The sequence below is a fragment of the Streptomyces griseofuscus genome (genome assembly GCF_014673495.1).
Lineage (GTDB): Bacteria > Actinomycetota > Actinomycetes > Streptomycetales > Streptomycetaceae > Streptomyces > Streptomyces murinus.
Genome location: NZ_CP051006.1, coordinates 7,822,203 through 7,835,550 on the forward strand (window position 1 = coordinate 7,822,203; position 13,348 = coordinate 7,835,550).

Annotated in this window: 14 protein-coding genes; 6 read left to right on the forward strand and 8 right to left on the reverse strand. The window is 72.5% G+C overall.

The window, feature by feature from the left end:
• Nucleotides 1-30 precede the first annotated feature (30 nt).
• From tgmB to HEP81_RS35415, 4 genes are all read right to left on the reverse strand, one after another.
• Entirely contained in the window at nt 31-1,014 is a 984-nt protein-coding gene (gene tgmB / locus HEP81_RS35400) for an ATP-grasp ribosomal peptide maturase (protein WP_037660727.1), read from the reverse strand.
• Between the two features lie 18 nt (nt 1,015-1,032).
• The gene (gene tgmA, locus HEP81_RS35405) at nt 1,033-1,224 is read right to left on the reverse strand and encodes a putative ATP-grasp-modified RiPP (RefSeq protein WP_037660729.1); all 192 of its coding nucleotides are present in this window, start codon (nt 1,222-1,224) and stop codon (nt 1,033-1,035) included.
• A 118-nt stretch (nt 1,225-1,342) separates the two neighbouring features.
• Nucleotides 1,343-2,134: a fructosamine kinase family protein gene (locus tag HEP81_RS35410; protein ID WP_051850479.1), complete on the reverse strand. Its 792-nt coding sequence runs from the start codon at nt 2,132-2,134 to the stop codon at nt 1,343-1,345.
• A gap of 234 nt (nt 2,135-2,368) precedes the next feature.
• Nucleotides 2,369-3,247 (reverse strand): SCO6745 family protein, encoded by an 879-nt coding sequence (locus HEP81_RS35415; RefSeq protein WP_037660734.1) that lies wholly within the window; start codon nt 3,245-3,247, stop codon nt 2,369-2,371.
• A 322-nt stretch (nt 3,248-3,569) separates the two neighbouring features.
• Here HEP81_RS35415 and HEP81_RS35420 point away from each other — a divergent pair, with 322 nt between their 5' ends.
• Nucleotides 3,570-4,211, forward strand: coding sequence for a hypothetical protein (locus HEP81_RS35420; RefSeq protein WP_037660736.1), 642 nt, complete (start codon nt 3,570-3,572; stop codon nt 4,209-4,211).
• Nucleotides 4,212-4,335: 124 nt separating this feature from the next.
• Complete coding sequence (locus HEP81_RS35425; protein ID WP_037660739.1) at nt 4,336-4,998, forward strand: class F sortase; 663 nt, start codon at nt 4,336-4,338, stop codon at nt 4,996-4,998.
• A gap of 38 nt (nt 4,999-5,036) precedes the next feature.
• Here HEP81_RS35425 and HEP81_RS35430 read toward each other — a convergent pair whose 3' ends face one another.
• From HEP81_RS35430 to HEP81_RS35445, 4 genes are all read right to left on the reverse strand, one after another.
• The gene (locus HEP81_RS35430) at nt 5,037-5,561 is read right to left on the reverse strand and encodes a MepB family protein (RefSeq protein ID WP_037660741.1); all 525 of its coding nucleotides are present in this window, start codon (nt 5,559-5,561) and stop codon (nt 5,037-5,039) included.
• 225 nt (nt 5,562-5,786) lie between these two features.
• Complete coding sequence (locus tag HEP81_RS35435) at nt 5,787-6,950, reverse strand: GDSL-type esterase/lipase family protein (RefSeq protein WP_037660744.1); 1,164 nt, start codon at nt 6,948-6,950, stop codon at nt 5,787-5,789.
• A gap of 59 nt (nt 6,951-7,009) precedes the next feature.
• Nucleotides 7,010-7,579: a TetR/AcrR family transcriptional regulator gene (locus HEP81_RS35440; RefSeq protein ID WP_037660746.1), complete on the reverse strand. Its 570-nt coding sequence runs from the start codon at nt 7,577-7,579 to the stop codon at nt 7,010-7,012.
• 164 nt (nt 7,580-7,743) lie between these two features.
• Complete coding sequence (locus HEP81_RS35445; protein WP_037660748.1) at nt 7,744-9,189, reverse strand: glyceraldehyde-3-phosphate dehydrogenase; 1,446 nt, start codon at nt 9,187-9,189, stop codon at nt 7,744-7,746.
• Between the two features lie 243 nt (nt 9,190-9,432).
• On the opposite strand from HEP81_RS35445, the gene HEP81_RS35450 reads away from it, so the two are divergent.
• The 4 genes from HEP81_RS35450 to HEP81_RS35465 all read left to right on the forward strand — a co-directional run bounded on the left by HEP81_RS35450 (nt 9,433) and on the right by HEP81_RS35465 (nt 13,160).
• On the forward strand, nt 9,433-10,641 hold the full coding sequence (locus tag HEP81_RS35450; RefSeq protein ID WP_243279690.1) for a hypothetical protein: 1,209 nt from the start codon (nt 9,433-9,435) through the stop codon (nt 10,639-10,641).
• Between the two features lie 106 nt (nt 10,642-10,747).
• The gene (locus HEP81_RS35455) at nt 10,748-11,068 is read left to right on the forward strand and encodes a hypothetical protein (protein ID WP_037660752.1); all 321 of its coding nucleotides are present in this window, start codon (nt 10,748-10,750) and stop codon (nt 11,066-11,068) included.
• 151 nt (nt 11,069-11,219) lie between these two features.
• On the forward strand, nt 11,220-12,047 hold the full coding sequence (locus HEP81_RS35460; RefSeq protein WP_037660755.1) for a PP2C family protein-serine/threonine phosphatase: 828 nt from the start codon (nt 11,220-11,222) through the stop codon (nt 12,045-12,047).
• Between the two features lie 72 nt (nt 12,048-12,119).
• Nucleotides 12,120-13,160, forward strand: a complete 1,041-nt coding sequence (locus HEP81_RS35465; RefSeq protein WP_182786430.1) for an MASE1 domain-containing protein — start codon at nt 12,120-12,122, stop codon at nt 13,158-13,160.
• Nucleotides 13,161-13,348: the final 188 nt, after the last annotated feature.

Genomic DNA, 13,348 nt, shown 5'->3' on the forward strand with positions numbered 1-13,348 from the left:
GTTCCTCTCTCCGAGCGGGTCCCGGCGTCCTCAACAGCCCGCGCCGGTTGCCGTGTTCGTACAGCCGTCCGCCGAAAGCCCGTCCGCCGCGAGCCATTCGGCGATGGTGGCGGCGATCGGCTGCCCGGTGTCCATCTCCACGAAGCCGAACTGGCCGGACTGGTTGCACTCAAGGAACCACCAGACACCGTCCGCGTCCTCCGCGAAGTCGAAGGCACCGTACGCCAGTTCGGCCCCCCGCAGATAGCGCAGGACCCCCTCGGTGACCCACGCGGGCACCGCCACCGGCAGCCACGGCGACACGGACGGCGCGAACCGGACGTCCACGTCGTCGGGATGGGCGTCCGGATCCACCGGCTTGCGGGCCGCCAGCAGGGTGTCGCCGACGGCGGTGAGCCGGATGTCGGCCTGCTTCACCACGCGTTGCTGGAGCAGTGTCGGCCCGAAGGCCACCGCCGTGAAGTCCGCGTCCGGCGCGACCCTGCTGGTCGGCACCGCCCGCGGCGGCTCCTGCGGATGCGCCCCGGAGACCGGCTTGACCACCAGGTCCGGGTGGCGCCGCGCGAACTCCCGCGCCGCCTGCGGGAAGGTGGTGATCAGGGTGGCCGGCACGGTCAGCCCGCTGCGCTGGGCGTGGCCCAGCTGCCAGGGCTTGTACCGGGCGCGGCGGGCGGCGTCCGGATGGTTCATCCAGCGTGCGCCGGTACCGCGGAGCATGCCGTACAGCGCCTGCGCGGACTCCTCGGTCAGCCAGGCGGACGGCTGGGCGGCGCGCGCGGCCGCCACGCCGGGCCTGCGCACCCAGATGGAGCGCAGGCCGTCCAGGTCCACCAGGCGCCCGCCGACGGACAGTTGCCCGTGGCAGGCGCCGTGCGCGTACTCGCCCGACAGTGCGACCCCGTCGGTCAGATCGGCGGGGTCGAGCCGGACGACGGGCACCTGGGCCTCGCGGAGGCGGAGGACCACCATGTCCGCCGTCACGTCTTCTTCACTCGTCAGGATGAGCACGGTCATCGTCTGTGGGTCCGTGGCTCAGTCGTCGAAGTGCGTCTTGGAACCGGCGGTCGAGGTCGTGGTCCCCAGCGCGCGCAGAGTCGCGTGGTCCGTCGCGGCGATCCGCCCGTCCGGGAGGACGTTCAACTGCATTCCGGAGTCGTACGCATACGGAACGGTTACTTCCAACTGCACAGCCGGGCGCGCGTAGTTGAGCGTGAACGGTTGCATGGTCTCTCCCTGGTTCGGCTTTCACGTCCTTATACGATTCGAACGGGTGATTGGTTTCCTTACGCTGCGTGACCATGGCGCGGACGGGTACGTTCCGCCGCGGCGTCGGACTCCCCGCTCACACAGCGAGTGCCCCGCGCGCCACGGACAGTGCCTGCTCCGCGTATCCGCGTCCGAACAGCACCGCGTGTACGAGGAGCGGGAAGAGCTGGTGGACGCCGACGCGTTCGCGCCAGCCGGCGGCGAGCGGCGCCGACTCCCGGTACCCCGCGAGGACGCGGTCGAGATGGGGACAGCCGAACAGCTGAAGCATCGCCAGATCGGTCTCCCGGTGCCCGCCGTGCGCGGCCGGGTCGATGAGCCGCACCTCGCCGTCGGCGCCCCACAGCACATTGCCGTTCCACAGGTCGCCGTGCAGCCGCGCGGGCGGTTCCGCGGGCCCCGCCAGTTCCGGCAGCCGCGCGCAGACCCGCTCGAACACCGCCGCCTCGCCCGGCCGCAGCGTCCCGCGCTCGACCGCGCCGCGCACATACGGCAGCACCCGGTGCTCGGCGTACCAGCCGGACCAGTCGGTGCCCTCGGCGTTGCGCATGGGCGCGAGGCCGATGTACGCCTCCCGCGGCCCGCCGGGCGGCGCCGACCCGAAGCGGGGCGCGCCGGACGCGTGCAGGGCCGCCAGGGCCTGACCGAAACGGAACGCGGCCTTCGCGTCGGGATCCCCGGTCGCCACCCGCTCGGTGACCATCCAGCGCTCGTCGTGCCCGAGCACCGCCGGCACCCGTACGGCGCCCGCCGCGGCCAGCCAGCCCAGCCCGGCCACCTCCGCGCGGACCGCCCCGGGGGCGTCGGCGCGCTTGACCATCACCGGGGTGCCGTCGTCCAGCAGCACCTCCACGGGAGACCCGGACATCCCCCGCGCCGCATCGACCGGGCGGCGCCCGGTGAGCCGGGCCGCCGCCCGTCCAGGATCCTCGTCTCGCGTGACCACGGCTTCAGAGTACGGCGGACAACACCAGCTCAGGAGAGGCTACTTCGACCGTTTATACGATGCTTTTCGGCCGTTCGGCGGAGCCTCCCGCGCGGGTTGGCACCGCGCGGGCGGCGTGAGTGCGCGAAGTGGCCACACGAGGTACCCGCCGCATCGTCAGTCGCCGACCGGGGTGGAACGCGGCGGCAGGCCCACCGGGTTGCCGGGCGGCAGCAGATCCGAGTCCTCCACCGCGCGGGCCAGCGGATCCAGCAGCGCGGCCAGCCGGGCGGAGCGGTCCGGGCCGAGGGCGCGCCAGGGGCTCTCGGCCGCCGCGTCGGTCCGCGCCTCGACCTCCGCGCGCGCCGCCACCCCGGAATCGGTGAGCGAGCCGTCCTCGGCCAGCAGTCCGCGCTCCCGCAGCCGGGCCCCGGCCGCCGTCCAGTCGCCCGGCTCCCACTTGCGGGTCTCCCGCAGGAACCCCGCGTCCGACTCGCCGGCGGCCGCCTTGAGCACCATGGCCTCGACCGGCCCGAGCCCCTGGCCCACCAGCACCGCGACATGCCCGTCGCCCCGGTGCTCGCGCAGGGTCGTCACTGCCTGCCACAGCCGGGCCGTGGGCCGCGACGGACGCTCCAGCGCCTGGTTGGCGGCGGCCAGCACCCGGCCCGTGGTGTCCGCCGCCGCCGCGGCCTCCCAGGCGAGATCGGCGGCCTCGGTGAACTCGGCGGAGCCGGTGACCTCCGGTCCGTACAGCCCGGTCAGCGCCGCGTCCATGGCCTCCTCGCGGGCCGCGAGGACCCGCGCGGGAGCCGCGTACTCCCAGGCGTCCGGCAGCGCCCTGGCCACCCGGGCGGGGTGGAAGACGTAGAAGCCGCTCGTCACGACGGCGGGGGAGACCGGCCCGAGCGGGGCGGCCCGCAGCGCGAAGTAGCCCATCCAGTAGCCGCGCAGCCCGAGCGCCTCCGCGGCGCGGTGCGCCTGCGGTGCGAAGTACACGAGGTCGTGCACCGGTTCGTAGCGCTCCCACAGGGCCCGCGCCATCCCGTCCGCCACTGCCGCCTCCCACCGCCCCGGCCGACTCCGGCCGTGTCCCGTCGTCTCGTCCGGCACAAGACTGCGCTATGACCACTGTCATAACAAGGGCGGGTGACGAACTTCTCCCCGGCGGGATGCGGCGGAGTCCGGCGGCGGTCCGGATTGGACCGTACGAGGGGCCCGGAGCCGGGCGCACTGGGGCAGACGGGTGGGCCGTTGACACGGCTGGACGGCTCGGATGGTGGGAGCCGGGGGCCTCACTGACGGTGGTTCATGTCGAGACCGGGTCCATCCAGCTGATGAGGCGTCCGCTGCCCGGTCACGGCGGAAGGACTACACGATGCGTTCTGCCCGTACCCTCCTGGCCACGGCAGCCGCCGCGGCCGCCCTGGCCTTCGCCACGCCCGGCGCCGCGTTCGCGGTCCCGGCCGGGCACGACTCGGGCCGTGGGGACTCCTCGCACAGCAGTGACTCCGGCGGTGACCGCGACAAGGGCTCCGACCGGGACCAAGACAACGGCAGCGGAGGCGACAACGACCGCGGACACGACCGGCCCCGCGGCGGAATGCACACGGGTGGCGGAGCGCTCGCCACCGTGCTGCGCACCGACAGCAGCGGCGACATCCGGTTCGACCCCGAGTCCTACAAGGAGGACGGCGGGGGCAGGGGCGGCAGCGACGAGGGCGGCGGCAGCGGCGGCCGGGGCAAGGGCGGTGACGACGACAGCGGTGGCGGCGGTCGTAGCAAGGGCGGCGACGACGACAGCGGTGGCGGCGGTCGCGGCAAGGGCGGCGACGACAGCGGCAGCGACTGGGGCGGCGGCTCGGACAGCGGTGGCGGCAAGCCGCGCGGCGGCATGCACACCGGTGGCGGCGCGCTCGCCGACCCCGGTGTCACCACGGGCGGCCTCGCGGTCCTCGGCGTGGGCGCGGCCGGCCTGTACGCGCTGCGCCGCAAGAAGGCCGCGCAGCCGGCGTCCTGACCGGGGCCACGGATGCCGCCGGCGCGCTGACAGCGCCGGCGGCGCGTGCCCCTCGCGGGGCGGGCGGAACCCCCGCCGCCGACACCCATCCCCGTACCGCCGTGTCCCAGTGAGGTGATGTCCGATGGCAGCGGATCCGTCCTCCGCGCAGCCCCCCGAACCGGAGCCGGACGCGTCAGGTGCCGCTCGTGGCGGGCGGCTGGTGCTCTGGGGGGTGGCGATCCTCTTCCTCGCCGTCAGCATGTTCGGGGGGCATCACGGATCGTTCCCGGCGCCGCGGGCGACTCCGGCCTCCGGGGCCAGCTCCACCGGGCGGTCGCCGGTGGGCGCCGGGCTGCCCCGGTCGGAGCCGACCCGGCTGGTCATCCCGAAGATCGGCGTCGACGCCCCCTTCACCCAGCTGAGCCTGGGCCCCGCGGGAGCGCTCCAGCCGCCGCCCGCGGCGGACACCAATCTCGTCGGCTGGTACGCCAAGGGGGCGGCGCCCGGTGAGAAGGGCACCGCCATCATCGCCGGGCACGTGGACACCAAGGTCTCCGCGGCCGTCTTCGTCAACCTCGACCAACTGGACACCGGTGACCGGTTCTCCGTGGAACGCGCCGACGGACGGACCGCGAACTTCGTGGTCGACAGCGCCGAGACCTTCGCGAAGGACGACTTCCCGAGCGACCGCGTGTACGCCGACGCGCCCCGCCCCGAGGTGCGGCTCATCACCTGCGCGGGGGACTACGACCACACGGTCAAGGACTACACCGACAACCTGGTGGTCTTCGCCCATCTCGTCTGACCCGCGCGGAAGTTCGCGGCCGACGGCCCGGCGGGTACCTAGGGGTGGTAGAGGGCGCGGGCGAGCGTCAGGTCGGCGAGCCCGTCCCGGCCGAGGTCGAAGAAGTAGTCCACCTGCCATGCCTGGGTGCTGCGGGCCTGCCGGCTGGTCGTGGTCACCCATGGCGGGTAGACGCGGAATCCGCGCTTCCCGCCGGAGCCGTCGCGGGAGACGATGTCGCGCTCGCACAACACCTCGCGCGGGAACACGAACTGTCCAAAGCCGTCGTCGTCACGGCTGCTGATGACGAAGAGGTCCACTCCGTCGTCGGCGTCGAAGGGCCGGATCGGCCCCTCTCCGGACCGCTGCCACACGGTGACGAACTGGCCGACCTTCGTCGGCGTGGTCTTGCCCACCCGGAACCGGACCGAGCGGCCATCGACGGTGAACGCGCACGCCGCGTACTCGGCGCTCTCCGGCTCCGGCACCGGCGGCGAACAGACGAAACCACCCGGCTCGTACACCGACGCCTTCACCGCCAACAGGTCCCCGTGCACCCCCGCCCACGGCCGCTCCGTCACCATGCCACCATCCTCCCATCACCCCCACGGGCGCTGCTTCGGCCCCCTGGGGGCGCGGGGAACTGCGCGATCGGCGACGATGTGCCCGCAGGTGTCGAGGGACCGCAGTCGACGGAACTTCGCAGGGGACGGCCCGGTAGTTCCTCCCTGGGGGCGCGGGGAACTGCGCGATCAGCGACGACGGAGCCGCAGGCGTTCACGCACCGCGGCTCAACGGCGCACACCCCGTCAGCGCCGGGACGAGAACGCGCCGCCCCCGCCGAAGGCCACCGCCGCGAACCGCTCGCCGATCCTGCGATGCGCGGCGGCATCCGGGTGGAGACCGTCCGGCAGCGGAAGTTCCGCGAAGTCGGCCTCGCCGTACAGCTCGCGGCCGTCGAGGTGGAAGAGCTGGTCGTCCTCGGCCGACCGCTCGCGCACGATCCGCGCCAGCTCCGCCCGGACGACGCCCAGCGTGAGCTTGCCCGCCGCCGTCTCCGCGGGGTCTCCGGAGGCCCGGAAGGCGAGCCGGCCCTCGGCGAGCGCGGTGAGGTCCCAGGCGGTGGGCCCCGGCGTGTCCTCGTGCATCGGGCACAGCACCGGGGAGACGACGAGCAGCGGAGTGTCCGGATGCCCCTCGCGGACGGTGTCCAAAAAGCCGTGCACCGCGGGCCCGAAGGCGCGCAGCCGCATCAGATCGCCGTTCACGAGGTTGATGCCGAGCTTGAGACTGATCAGATCGGCCGGGGTGTCCCGCAGCGCGCGGGCGGTGAACGGGTCGAGCAGCGCGCTGCCGCCGAGGCCCAGATTGATCAGCTCGACCCCGCCGAGCGCGGCGGCCAGTGCCGGCCAGGTGGTGGTGGGGCTCGCGGCGTCGGAGCCGTGGCTGATGGAACTGCCGTGGTGCAGCCACACCTTGCGGCCCCGGTCCGGTGCGGCCGTCACCGGGGCGTCGGTGCGCAGCGCGACCAGCTCGGTCCGCTCGTTGTGCGGCAGCCAGATCTCCACGTCCTTGGCCGTGTCCGGCAGCCCGCTGAACCGTACGGTGGCGACCGGCCCCGGCGTGAACTCCGTGCTCCCGGTGGCCATGTCGATGGTGAGGACGTCGCCCCCGGCCGCGGTCGCGCTGCCCGCCGGGCGTCCGTCCACCAGCAGGTCGTACACCCCGTCGGGGCGTGGCGGTACGCCGGTGTAGACCCGCTTGGTCGGCAGGGTGTCCAGCTCGACGGTGGTGGCCCGGGTGCGGAACACCAGCCGTACCCCGGCGGGCTGGGACTCGGCCAGGGCGAGCTGCGGGTCGGCGCACTGGGCGCGGGCCCGGGCGGGCAGCCGGTGCGGCAGCAGTCCCCGCTCGGTGCGTTCGAGATCGAGGGCGCCGCGGATGAGGTCGGCGGTGAGCGCGGTGGTGTGCATGATGTCGGCCTGTGTTTCGTATGGAGACGTCGGCTCGGCGTTCGTACGCGGACGCCGGCTCAGCGGGTGGGCCAGTTGCGCAGCAGGGAGTCCAGGGCGTCCACGATCCGCGTCCAGGACTCCTGGGAGTCGGGGGCGCTGTGCGCGAAGCCGCCTGCCGTCTCCAGACTGACGTAGCCGTGGAAGACGCTGCCCAGGAGGCGCACGGCATGGGTCTGGTCGGGTTCGGGCAGGTCGTAGCCGCGCAGGATCGCCCGGGTCAGCTGGGCGTGCCGGGGGCCCGCGCTCGCGGCGGCGGTCCCGGGGTCCAGCGGGTACCGGGCCGCCGTGTAGCGGCCGGGGTGGGCGAGGGCGTAGTCGCGGTAGACGTCCGCGAAGGCGCCGAGCGCGTCCTTGCCGGAGCGTCCGGCGAGCGCCTCGGCGGCGCGGTCGGCCAGCTCGGCGAGGGCGAGCAGCGCGATCCGCGTCTTGAGGTCCTGGGAGTTCTTCAGGTGCGAGTACAGGCTCGCGACCTTGACGTCGAACCGCCGGGCCAGCGCCGACACCGTCACCTGCTCAAAGCCCACCTCGTCGGCCAGCTCCGCGCCCGCGCGGACCAGCCGCTCGGTGGTCAGTCCCGCACGCACCATCAGCTTCCTCCCTCTTGCCGATAAGGATTATGCAGCTTCCTAAAGGCTTTAGGCAAACCGCTAAGTAGTGAAGGCTCATGTGAGCCCCTCGAAAACGCGAACGGCCGCCGACCGGAGGCTCCGGTCGGCGGCCGTGAGGGCGCCAGGGGCTGGGGGCTGGGGCGTCAGACCGCCGTCGCCGGGTACGTCGGGTACTCCACGCCCGACACGTACTGCACGACCCGGACGACCTGGCACGAGTAGCCGAACTCGTTGTCGTACCAGAGGTAGAGGATCGCGTTGTCGCCGTCGACCTTCAGCGCGCCGGCGTCCACGATCGAGGCGTGGCGCGAGCCGATGAAGTCGCTGGAGACCGCGTCGGGCGCCGTGGTGAAGTCGATCTGGCGCTTGAGCGGCGAGGTCAGCGAGACGTCGCGCAGGTAGTCGTGGACCTCCTCGCGGGTGGTCTCACGGGCCAGCTGGAGGTTGAGGATCGCGATCGAGACGTCCGGCACCGGGACGCGGATCGAGCTGCCGGAGATCGGCGCCTTGAGGTCGGGCAGCGCCTTCGCCACGGCCGAGGCGGCACCGGTCTCGGTGATCACCATGTTCAGCGGCGCGGACCGGCCGCGGCGCTCGGCCTTGTGGTAATTGTCCAGCAGGTTCTGGTCGTTGGTGAACGAGTGGACGGTCTCCACATGGCCGCGCAGCACGCCGTACTCGTCGTCCATGGCCTTCAGCGGCGGGACGATCGCGTTGGTGGTGCAGGAGGCGCAGGACAGGATCTGCTCGTCCGGCTTGATGGTGTCGTGGTTGACGCCGTGCACGATGTTCGGGACGTCGCCCTTGCCCGGCGCGGTCAGTACGACCTTCTCGATACCGGGGCGCAGGTGCTCGGAAAGGCCCGCGCGGTCACGCCACTTGCCGGTGTTGTCGATGAGGATGGCGTCGCGGATGCCGTACTCGGTGTAGTCCACCTGGGACGGGTCGTCGGCGTAGATCACCTTGACGGCGTTGCCGTTGGCGATGATCGTGCTGTTCTCCTCGTCCACCGTGATGGTGCCCTGGAACTGGCCGTGGATCGAGTCGCGCCGCAGCAGCGAGGCGCGCTTGACGATGTCCTGGGCGCCGCCGCCGCGCACCACGATGGCCCGCAGGCGCAGACCGTTGCCGGAGCCGGCCTTCTCGATCAGCAGGCGGGCCACGAGGCGGCCGATGCGGCCGAAGCCGTACAGCACGACATCGCGCGGCTCACGCCGGTCGATCTTGTTGGCGCCGGTGGCGCCGGCGACCGCCTCGGCGGTGAACTCCTCGATGCTGAGGCCGCGTTCGTCGGCCTGGTAGCGGGTGGCGAGCATGCCCAGGTCGATCTGGGAGGGGCCGAGGTCCAGGGCGGTGAGGGCCTTCAGGAAGGGCATCGTCTCGGTGACGGACAGCTCCTGGCCGGCGATCTGCCGGGCGAAGCGGTGCGTCTTGAGGATGCTGACCACCGACTTGTTCACCAGGGAGCGGCTGTGCAGCAGGACGGTCACGTCCCGCTCGCGGTGCAGCTTCCCGATGAGCGGGATCATGGACTCCGCGATCTCCTCGCGGTTCTTCCAGTTGGTGAACGAGTCGTCGTTGACAGTCACAGGTCCGGTCCATCTTTCGAGCTAGGCAGCGCTCATATGATAACCACACCCTACGTGGGTCCTTTCAGGGGTCCGCAGGGGGGTGCCTGGAGGGAGTGCTCGAAGAGGGGTTCGACCTGTTGAGCAGGGGACCGTAAGGGACTTACACCCATTTCTTGACCAATTCCTGATTCAGGGTGGAAGTACGTAAGAAACCCGAGTCGTGGATTGCACGTCTTACCCGGCGTGCCCAAGGTCGACAGCGTGAGCACCTCCTCCGTTCCCCGGCCCGAACCGGCCGCCCCGTCCCGCACCGCAGGCCGCTTCGATCTGCCCCGGATCGTCCGCCGCGGGATCCCCGAAGGGGCGCTGCCGGCCCTCGCGTTGTTCGCGGGCGTCCGGCTCGCCGGGATACTCGCGGTGATCCTGACCAACGCCCTGCGCGGACACCCGCTCGTCCGGACCCTCGCCCACTCCTGGGACTCCCGCTGGTACCTGCACATCGCCGCCCAGGGCTACGGCCACAAGATGTGGATCACCCCGCAGGGCGCCGTACAGACCGACTGGGCGTTCTTCCCCCTCTATCCGGCGCTCATCCGAGCGCTCACCACGGTGCTGCCGCTCACCCCGGGCCAGGCCGCGCTGCTCATCGCCTGGCTCGCGGCGGGCGTGGCCGCGTACGGCGTCTACGTCATCGGACATCTGCTGTACGGCCGGGGTGTGGCCACCGCGCTGGTCGGCCTGTGGGCGGTCCTGCCGCACGCCGTCGAGCTGACCATCGCCTACACCGAGTCGCTGTTCGCCGCACTCGCCATCTGGGCCCTGTACTGCGTGCTCAAGGGCCGCTGGCTGTGGGCCGGGTCGCTGGCCGCGTTCGCGGGCCTCGCCCGGCCCAGCGGCTTCGCGGTGGCAGGAGCCGTCGCCCTCGCGGCCGGGTACGAGGCGTGGCGCGGGCGCGGCCGGGTCTCCTGGCGGCTGTGGGCCGGCGCCGTCCTCGCCCCGCTGGGCTTCCTCGGCTATGTGCTGTGGGTCGGCACCCAGGTCGGCAATCTGTTCGGCGGCTACTTCAAGGTGCAGAGCGCCTGGGACTCCCGCTTCGACTTCGGCGTCGGCGCCGCCCGCTTCGTCAAGGCACTGCTGCTGCACGGTGGTGGCGTCGTCTACACGGTCGCGCTGCTGGTCGTGGCCACCGGAGTGCTGCTGTTCGCGCTGCTGTGCCTGGATCGCCCCCCGCTGGTGCTGGTCGTCTTCTCCGGGGTGCTGATCCTGCTCGTGCTCGGCGGCTCGGGATCCTTCTCCTCCAAGCCCCGCTTCCTGCTCCCGGCCTTCCCCCTGCTCATCCCCATGGCCCGCGCCCTCGCCCGGACCTGGCGGGTACGGCCCGGCCAGGCGGTCCTCGTGTACGGCGCGCTCACCCTGGTGTCCCTGTTCTTCGGCGCCTACGTCACGGCGGTGGCCCACTCCCCGCTGTGAGCGCGCGACCCCGGTGAGGAGTCCGTAAGAAGCCGATCACCCGGGGCACCCCGTGCGAAGGCCGGGAAACGGGGTAGTCGAGGGGACGCCCGAGGAAAGGACCGTCATGACGACCTACTTGATCAGCGTCCCCGGCACCTTCACCGCCGGGGTCGGCGCGGACACCCGGACCCGGCTGACCCGGGCGCTGCGCCCCGTGGACCCGCACGGCACCCGGATGGGCAGCAGCGAGGACCTGGATGTGCTCAACGTCAACGACGACAACACATTCACCCTGCGTCTGACCGTCGAGGCCGACACCGGCCCGCACGCCGAGGAGGCGGCCCGCAGGCTCGCCGACTCCGCGCTGCGCGGCGCCGGCCTGGACGAACGCAGCGCGCCGCTGGGGCCCGCCGTGATCACCGGGATCGACTCCGACGCGGGCTGAACCGACGCGGACACTTGCGGCGCGGCCCGCCCGGCGGGCCGCGCCGAGTTCGGTCAATTTAGGTAAAATCTAGGCGTTTGCCAATGATTCAGGCAGCCGTGCTCCTTCAAGGCGGCCGTCTCCGAGGGCACCCTCCGCCGGAAGTGAACCGATGCCCCGCAAGCGCTCCACCGACGACGGCGACGAGCTGCTGGCCAGACTCGGTTCGCTCACCGCGCAGGCGCGCGAGCGCGCGGAACTCCAGCGCACCCAGGTCGAGCTGGCCATCGCCCTGCAACGCGGCATGCTGCCCCGGGACCTGCCCACCGCCCCCGGACTGCATCTGGCGGTCCGCTACGCGCCCGCCTGCTACGGGCTGAACGTGGGCGGCGACTGGTACGACGCCTTTCCGCTGCCCGACGGCCGGATCGGCCTGGCCATCGGGGACGTACAGGGGCACAACATCGAGGCCGCCGCCTTCATGGGCCAGGTCCGCGCCGGACTGCGCGCCCTCGCCTTCGCCACCGGCGAGCCCGGCGAACTGCTCGCCCGCACCAATGACCTGCTTCTCTCCCTCGGCAGCGAACTCTTCGCCACCTGCACCTTCATACGCCTCGACCCGGCGACCGGCGCGATGGAGAGCGCCCGCGCCGGCCACATCCCCTTCGTCTGGGCCACGGCGGACGGCAAGTCCGGCGTCGTCGACGACGAGGGCGGACCGCCGCTCGGCATCCAGCGGGGCATCGACTACCCGGTGACCCGGCACCGGCTGACCACCGGCGGGCTGTTCGTGCTGCTCACCGACGGCGTGGTGGAGGGGCCCTCGCTGGCCGTGGAGGACGGCCTGGAGCAGGTGACACGGCTCGCGGGCATCGCCGCCGTCGCGGGTCTGGAGAGCCACGCCCTGGCCGCCGCCGTGATCAAGGGCGCGGAGAGCGTCGGACACGAGGACGACGCCGCCGTACTCGTCGTCGGCCTCGACGGGCCCGCACGGCCGTAGCGTCCCTCATTTCAGCCAGAGGGCCGGACCCCGGCCGCTCTCGCCTCGCCGAGCCGCGCCGGGCGGTGTGAGATGGCTGCTGTGGTGGGTAACGCGGAATCGCGCCGGCCGGGCGGCTATGTCGTCCAGGTGCTGGCCGTCGCGGCCCTCTACTACGGCTCCGCCCGTCTCGGCCTGCTGCGCGAGCTGACCGTGGGGGACGCCGTCTTCACCCCGATCTACCCGCCGACCGGCGTCTCCGTCGCCGCCCTGCTGATCTTCGGCATCGGCTGCTGGCCCGGCATCGCCCTCGGCGCCCTCGTCCTCATCCTGACCATCTCACCGCCCGGCCCCGATCTGGTCGGCATCCTCTTCGGCAACACCGCCGCCCCCGTCTGCGCGGCGATCCTGCTGCACTGGGCGCGCTTCCGCCCCGATCTCAGCCGGTTCCGGGACGGCCTCGCCCTGGTGTTCCTCGGCGCGCTGGCCGCCATGACGATCAGCGCGACCGTCGGCGTGGGAATGCTCGTGCTCACGGACAAGCTGGCCGCGGACTCCTTCTGGCCGGTGTGGCTCGCCTGGTGGGTCGGCGACGCGATGGGCGTCCTGCTCGTCACCCCGCTGCTGCTGATGCTGAGCGGGCTGCGCCGGCCGCTGCCCCTGGGCCGATGGCGGGAGGCGACCGCGCTCACCGTCATCGCCTGTGTGCTCGTCCCGCTGGCCACCTACAGCTCGATCAGCCTGCTCTTCCTGGTCTATCCGCTGATCATCTGGGCCGCCCTGCGCTTCCAGCTCGCGGGCGCCGTGCTGTGCGCGCTGTTCACGTCCGTGATGGCCACCATCGCCGCCACGGACGGCAGCGGCGCGTTCGAGGGGCTGAGCCCGGTCGAGATCATGGCCAAGCTCCAGGCGTTCAACGGGACGATCGCGCTGATCGCGCTTCTGATGTCCGCTCTGATCACCGAGCAGCGCAACACCCGCCGCTCGGTGGAGCGGGCCTGCCAGGAACTGGCGCAGGTCCTCGAACACCTGACCGCCGGCGATGTTCCGCTGCCCTGGCCGCAGACGGACGCCGACGCCGACGGGACGGGGGACGGCGACGACACCGGGGGCCGTTCCCCGCCGGCCCCGTGAGGCGTGCCGCCGCCGGTCCGTTGCTCGGTGTTTTCGGCGGTCTCCTCAGTGCGGCCGATGCGGTTCCTGGTCGCCGCTCCGTTCCGCGGAGTCCCTGCTCCGGGAGCTGCGTTCGGCGATGTCGCGGGGCGTGGGTGTGGGCGTCGGCGAGTTGCCGGACGACTCTGCGGCGTGACGGCGCTCCGCCT

What these genes read in the sequence shown, in the direction of transcription:
- HEP81_RS35460 (WP_037660755.1), top strand. Translation starts at nt 11,220, where the DNA reads ATGCCCCGCAAGCGCTCCACCGACGACGGCGACGAGCTGCTGGCCAGA.
- HEP81_RS35425 (WP_037660739.1), top strand. Translation starts at nt 4,336, where the DNA reads ATGGCAGCGGATCCGTCCTCCGCGCAGCCCCCCGAACCGGAGCCGGAC.
- HEP81_RS35455 (WP_037660752.1), top strand. Translation starts at nt 10,748, where the DNA reads ATGACGACCTACTTGATCAGCGTCCCCGGCACCTTCACCGCCGGGGTC.
- HEP81_RS35440 (WP_037660746.1), bottom strand. Translation starts at nt 7,579, where the DNA reads ATGGTGCGTGCGGGACTGACCACCGAGCGGCTGGTCCGCGCGGGCGCG.
- HEP81_RS35420 (WP_037660736.1), top strand. Translation starts at nt 3,570, where the DNA reads ATGCGTTCTGCCCGTACCCTCCTGGCCACGGCAGCCGCCGCGGCCGCC.
- HEP81_RS35430 (WP_037660741.1), bottom strand. Translation starts at nt 5,561, where the DNA reads ATGGTGACGGAGCGGCCGTGGGCGGGGGTGCACGGGGACCTGTTGGCG.
- tgmA (WP_037660729.1), bottom strand. Translation starts at nt 1,224, where the DNA reads ATGCAACCGTTCACGCTCAACTACGCGCGCCCGGCTGTGCAGTTGGAA.
- HEP81_RS35465 (WP_182786430.1), top strand. Translation starts at nt 12,120, where the DNA reads ATGGCTGCTGTGGTGGGTAACGCGGAATCGCGCCGGCCGGGCGGCTAT.
- tgmB (WP_037660727.1), bottom strand. Translation starts at nt 1,014, where the DNA reads ATGACCGTGCTCATCCTGACGAGTGAAGAAGACGTGACGGCGGACATG.
- HEP81_RS35435 (WP_037660744.1), bottom strand. Translation starts at nt 6,950, where the DNA reads ATGCACACCACCGCGCTCACCGCCGACCTCATCCGCGGCGCCCTCGAT.
- HEP81_RS35410 (WP_051850479.1), bottom strand. Translation starts at nt 2,134, where the DNA reads ATGTCCGGGTCTCCCGTGGAGGTGCTGCTGGACGACGGCACCCCGGTG.